Consider the following 5,210-nt stretch of genomic DNA (forward strand, 5'->3'; position numbering starts at 1 on the left):
GCCCAGGTCTGCCCTGAGGCGAGCAGCACCACGGCGGCGCCGACGGCGCCGAGGAACAGGGCCGCGGCGAGGCTGCGCCGGCCGCTGCCGGCAGCCGCGGCGGAGGGTGCGGTCTCGGTACTGGGCTGGGGTACGGATGCAGCGCTCACGTACCCCACTATCCCTTACGTGTTCCGTTGCCGTTCAGCCGGTTGGCCGTGTGCACGGCGCGCAGCACCGCGGCCGCCTTGTTGCGGCATTCGGTGTCCTCGGCGACCGGGTCGGAGTCGGCGACGATGCCCGCGCCGGCCTGCACGTACGCGGTGCCGTCGCGCAGCAGGGCGGTACGGATGGCGATCGCGGTGTCGGAGTCGCCGGCGAAGTCGAGATAGCCGACGCAGCCGCCGTACAGTCCGCGCCGCGAGGGCTCCAGCTCCTCGATGATCTGCATGGCGCGGGGCTTGGGAGCCCCGGACAGCGTCCCCGCGGGGAAGCACGCGGTCAGTACGTCGAAGGCGGTACGGCCCTCGGCGACCGTGCCGGTCACGGTCGAGACGATGTGCATGACGTGCGAGTACCGCTCGATCGACATGAAGTCGACCACCTCGACCGAGCCGGGCTCGCAGACCCGGCCCAGGTCGTTGCGGCCGAGGTCGACGAGCATGAGGTGCTCGGCGCGCTCCTTGGGGTCCGCCAGCAGCTCCTCGGCGAGGTCGTTGTCCTCCTGCGGGGTGGCGCCGCGCGGGCGGGTGCCGGCGATCGGGTGCACCATGGCGCGCCCGTCCTCGACCTTGACCAGCGCCTCGGGGCTGGAGCCGACGACGTCGAAGCCGCCGTCCTCGTGGGGGAAGCGCAGCAGGTACATGTACGGGCTCGGGTTGGTGGCCCGCAGCACCCGGTAGACGTCGAGCGCGCTCGCCGCGCACGGGGTCTGGAAGCGCTGGGAGGGCACGACCTGGAAGGCCTCGCCCGCGCGGATGCGCTCCTTGATGTCCTCGACGGCCCCCTGGAACTGCTCGCCGCTCCACATGGGCCCGGTGTACGGGGGCAGCTCGGACGGCGGCAGGGCGTGCGGCTGGTAGTCGACGGGCCGGGCCAGATCGGCCTCCATGGCGTCGAGACGGGCCACCGCGTCCGCGTACGCCTCGTCGACGCCGGTGTCGAGGTCGTTGTGGTTGATCGCGTTGGCGATCAGCAGGACGGACCCGTCCCAGTGGTCGAGGACGGCGAGGTCCGAGGTGAGCAGCATGGTCAGCTCGGGCAGCTTCAGGTCGTCGGTGCCGTGCTCGCCGATCTTCTCCAGCCGGCGGACGGTGTCGTAGCCGAGGTAGCCGACCATGCCGCCGGTGAAGGGCGGCATGCCGGAGGCGAGGTCATGTGGGGTGTGCAGCGCCTCGACGGTGGCGCGCAGCGCCTTGAGCGGGTCGCCGTCCGTGGGGACGCCGACGGGCGGGGTGCCGAGCCAGTGGGCCTGTCCGTCGCGGACGGTGAGGGTGGCGGCCGACCGTACGCCGACGAAGGAGTAGCGGGACCAGGAGCGGCCGTTCTCGGCGGATTCGAGGAGGAAGGTGCCGGGCCGCTCCGCCGCGAGCTTGCGGTAGAGGCCGACCGGGGTGTCGCCGTCCGCGAGGAGCCGGCGGCTGACGGGGATGACGCGGCGGTCGGCCGCCAGCTTGCGGAAGGTCTCGAGGTCCATGGCGTCCGACCCTACTGGCCCGGGCTGAGCACGTCGGCGTCGAAGCAGGTGCGGGCGCCGGTGTGGCAGGCGGCGCCGATCTGGTCGACCTGGACGAGGACGGTGTCGGCGTCGCAGTCGAGGGCGACCGACTTGACGTGCTGGACATGGCCCGAGGTATCGCCCTTGACCCAGTACTCCTGGCGGCTGCGGGACCAGTAGGTGGCGCGGCCGGTGGTGAGGGTGCGGTGCAGCGCCTCGTCGTCCATCCAGCCGAGCATCAGGACCTCGCCGGTGTCGTACTGCTGGGCGATGGCCGGGACCAGGCCGTCGGCGCCGCGCTTGAGGCGGGCGGCGATGGCGGGGTCGAGTGCGCTGGGCGTGCTGGGCGTGCCTGTCATGAGGTCATTGTGCCGCGCTCGCGGGACGGGAACGGCGCTGCGTCCACTGGGCGGACGCGGCGCGGCGGTCGTAGGCTGACCGGCATGTCGACCCATGCGAAGCGTGAACGACTTCTGCTCGCCGATCTTCTGGAGGCGGCGGGCCCCGATGCTCCGACCCTGTGCGAGGGCTGGACCACCCGGGATCTGGCGGCCCATGTGGTGGTGCGTGAGCGCCGCCCGGACGCGGCCGCGGGAATTCTGCTGAGTCTTCTGAAGAGCCGGCTCGACCGGGTACAGGCAGAGTTCGCGGCGAAGCCGTACGAGGAGCTGATCCAGCTGATCCGTACCGGCCCGCCGAAGTTGTCGCCGTACGCGATCAAACCGGTGGACGAGGGGGCGAACACGGTCGAGTTCTATGTGCACGCCGAGGATGTGCGCCGGGCGCAGCCGGACTGGACGCCCCGGGAGCTGGACCCGGTCTTCGCCGACTCGCTCTGGTCCAGGCTGGAGAAGTCGGCCAGGGTGCTGGGCCGCAAGGCGCCGGTGGGTGTGGTCCTGCGCCGCCCGGACGGGCAGACGGCGGTCGCGCACCGCGGCACCCCGGTCGTGACGGTGACCGGGGAGCCGGGTGAGCTGACGATGTTCGCCTTCGGCCGGCAGGACGCGGCCAAGGTGGAGCTGGAGGGTGACAAGGAAGCGATCGACCGGGTGGGAAGGGCCCAGCTGGGGATGGGTGGGACCTGAGGGCGGCCCTCAGGGGAGCTCAGGGAGCCGGCCGTGCCGCCGGCTCCGGTCACACGCAGTCCGGCTGGAAGCCCGGGTCGGCGGGACCCTTGCGCCCGAGGGCGTTGGTCACCCACTGCGCGACGATCCGGTCCTTGGGGGCCTGGTCGTGCTCGGTCACGGAGAGCGGGCACGTGTCCTGGAGCAGAACGTTGGTCACCTGGGTGGCACGTCCCGTCAGGAATGAGCTCGTGTACGGGAGCACGACCTCGTCGTACCTCGTGGCGATCTGCGTGTAGTGGGGACCGGCCGGGGCTTCGGGGACGGCGTTGAGCTCCTGGAGGAGTTCGGAGCCGGCGGTCTGGTCGACGCACGAAGGGCAGACGGTGGCCCCGGCGGCGACGGCCAGCGGGTTCGAGGTGCCGTGGTTGGACGGCACGATGCCGACCAGGTCGTCCACCTTGGTCGCGCCACCGAGGAACTTGACGTAGTAGCGGGGCATCATGCCGCCCTGGCTGTGGCCGACGAGATCGACCTTGCCGGCTCCGGTGGCACCGAGTACGGCACCGACGAAGTCGCGGAGCTCGGCCGCCGAGTCGGCGATCGGCTCGGTGGCGGCAGTGCCGTAGTTGAAGGCGAACACGCAGTAGCCCGCCTGCGCGAGCTGCGGCGAGAGCGTGGCCCAGTTCTCGGCCATGGTCTTGAAGGTGCCGTTGACCAGGACCACGGGCTGAGGGTGCGCCGAGTCGGGCTTGCAGGACCAGTCGTTGGCGCCGGCCGGCGGGAGATCGGTCACCTCGGCATGGGCCGGAGCGGCGGTGCCGACGAAGGCGAGGGCCGCCGCGGTGGTGACGGCGGCCAGAATCCGGCGGGGGAATCTCAGACGCATGGAAGTGGAACCTTTCCCTGGCGGCGTGCCGATCATGGTTCGACAATGCCGAACGGTAAGCGGAATGGTTACTTCCGAGTCAATGAGCGTCAAGCCCCTCCCGGCCGTGCTGTAGGCCACACGAGACGTGCGGCACGGATCCGGCCTGATCCGAACGACAGGCCCCAGGTGTATTGATCACGAGCGTTGTCAGGCACTCGGGGAGGCCGGCGTGGCCGCCGGGACCGATGGGGTCGGGTGGCCGGGGGCGAGAGCCGCGGCGATCCGGTTCGTGATGGTCTCCGCCGTGTTGCCCTCCGGGGATTTCGCGCCCTTGGTCGTGGCGACCGCGATGGCCAGCTCTTCGGCGGGCAGATAGGCCTGGACGGCGGCGTATCCGGAGAACGACGGGTTCGTCATGATCCAGTCGTTGATCACGAGCACGCCGAGGCCGAAGTGCGTGGCCGCGGTGTTGGCGAGGCAGACCGTCGCGGGGCAGGTCTTCGTGCCGCCGCCGAGTCCGACCGTGCCGGGGTCGAGCTGCGTCTTGAACCCGGCCTCGGAGAGCAGCTCGCCCGAGCCGATGGCCTCCGCCGAGCGGGCCAGGTCGCAGATGTGCGTGGTCAGGACCGCGCCGGGGGCGGTGGTCCACGAGGGGTTCCAGAAGGTGGATTCCTCGTAGCGCCCCCGTTCCGAGGTGAAGGCGTGCAGCACGGGCTGCGGGATCTCGGGGGTGAAGCTGTTACGGGTGTCGCGCAGTCCCAGGGGATCCATGACGCGCTGTTTCAGCAGCACGTCGAGCGGGGTTCCGGTGATCTTCTCCAGGGCGGCGCCCAGGAGCACGAAGTTGGCGTGGGAGTAGTTCCAGCTCTTGCCCGGCTCGTACCAGAGGGGGTGGGCGGCCGAGTAGCCCACCAGCTCCTCGGGCGTCCACTGGCGGAAGGGCGCCGCCTCCACCGCGGCGATGAACTTCGGGTCGGTGACGTAGTCATGGAGCCCCGAGGTGGAGTCGCCGAGCATGCGCAGGGTGATCCGGTCGGCGTGCGGCGCATCGGGCAGCCATCGGGAGACGGGGTCGTCGAGGCCGACCTTCTTCTCGTCGGCCAGCTGCAGCAGGACCGCGCCCATGTAGACGATCGCCACCGAGCCGGCGCGGAAGTGCATGTCCGGTCGGGCCGGTACGCCTGTCATCGACTCGCCCAGAGCGGTCGTGAAGACTTCCTTGCCGCCCTTGGAGACACGCAGCACCACCGAGTTGAGCTTCAGTTCGCTCTTGGCCTGCTGGGCGATGCGCAGGACCTCGCGGGCCGGTCCGCCCCTGGGCGGCGGGGAGCTGACGCAGGAGCCGTCGTTCCCGCCCGGGGCGGCCGCGGCGGCGGCCGTCACCTGGGTGCTCGCGGCGATGAGTGTCGCGACGGCGAGCAACACCGCCGACCTGGTGGCTCTCATACCCGCACTATGCGCGCGATCGCCGTGGAGCGCCTCGCGGGACCGGGCTCGCGTCCACCCAAACCGGGCCCGGCCCCCACGGGGGCCGCCGCGCCCCAACCACACGCGAAGGCCCCCCCCCCCCCCCCCCTAC

At 71.3% G+C, this 5,210-nt stretch carries 5 protein-coding genes and 1 pseudogene; 1 reads left to right on the forward strand and 5 read right to left on the reverse strand.

Features of this window, described 5'->3' with window-relative positions; translation table 11 throughout:
• From ACWGI8_RS38885 to hisI, 3 genes and pseudogenes are all read right to left on the reverse strand, one after another.
• Nucleotides 1-149: pseudogene (locus ACWGI8_RS38885) on the reverse strand (TIGR02234 family membrane protein); the annotation flags it as partial.
• 8 nt (nucleotides 150-157) lie between these two features.
• The gene (locus ACWGI8_RS38890) at nucleotides 158-1,675 is read right to left on the reverse strand and encodes an anthranilate synthase component I (protein WP_453668163.1); all 1,518 of its coding nucleotides are present in this window, start codon (nucleotides 1,673-1,675) and stop codon (nucleotides 158-160) included.
• Nucleotides 1,676-1,686: 11 nt separating this feature from the next.
• Nucleotides 1,687-2,055, reverse strand: a complete 369-nt coding sequence (gene hisI, locus ACWGI8_RS38895; RefSeq protein WP_453668164.1) for a phosphoribosyl-AMP cyclohydrolase — start codon at nucleotides 2,053-2,055, stop codon at nucleotides 1,687-1,689.
• A gap of 84 nt (nucleotides 2,056-2,139) precedes the next feature.
• Between hisI and ACWGI8_RS38900 the strand changes: the two genes are divergently transcribed.
• Nucleotides 2,140-2,781: a TIGR03085 family metal-binding protein gene (locus ACWGI8_RS38900; protein WP_453668165.1), complete on the forward strand. Its 642-nt coding sequence runs from the start codon at nucleotides 2,140-2,142 to the stop codon at nucleotides 2,779-2,781.
• A gap of 49 nt (nucleotides 2,782-2,830) precedes the next feature.
• Here the strand turns inward: ACWGI8_RS38900 and ACWGI8_RS38905 are convergent, their stop codons facing one another.
• Both ACWGI8_RS38905 and ACWGI8_RS38910 read right to left on the reverse strand, forming a co-directional pair.
• A complete protein-coding gene (locus ACWGI8_RS38905) occupies nucleotides 2,831-3,649 on the reverse strand; it encodes an alpha/beta fold hydrolase (protein ID WP_453668166.1) in 819 nt (272 codons plus the stop codon).
• Between the two features lie 189 nt (nucleotides 3,650-3,838).
• Nucleotides 3,839-5,077: a serine hydrolase domain-containing protein gene (locus tag ACWGI8_RS38910; RefSeq protein WP_453668167.1), complete on the reverse strand. Its 1,239-nt coding sequence runs from the start codon at nucleotides 5,075-5,077 to the stop codon at nucleotides 3,839-3,841.
• Between the last annotated feature and the right edge of the window lie 133 nt (nucleotides 5,078-5,210).

It is taken from the genome of Streptomyces sp. NPDC054841, assembly GCF_053611045.1.

Excerpts from the sequence above, each read along its gene's own strand:
- ACWGI8_RS38890 (WP_453668163.1), bottom strand. The coding sequence starts at position 1,675 with ATGGACCTCGAGACCTTCCGCAAGCTGGCGGCCGACCGCCGCGTCATC.
- hisI (WP_453668164.1), bottom strand. The coding sequence starts at position 2,055 with ATGACAGGCACGCCCAGCACGCCCAGCGCACTCGACCCCGCCATCGCC.
- ACWGI8_RS38905 (WP_453668166.1), bottom strand. The coding sequence starts at position 3,649 with ATGCGTCTGAGATTCCCCCGCCGGATTCTGGCCGCCGTCACCACCGCG.
- ACWGI8_RS38900 (WP_453668165.1), top strand. The coding sequence starts at position 2,140 with ATGTCGACCCATGCGAAGCGTGAACGACTTCTGCTCGCCGATCTTCTG.
- ACWGI8_RS38910 (WP_453668167.1), bottom strand. The coding sequence starts at position 5,077 with ATGAGAGCCACCAGGTCGGCGGTGTTGCTCGCCGTCGCGACACTCATC.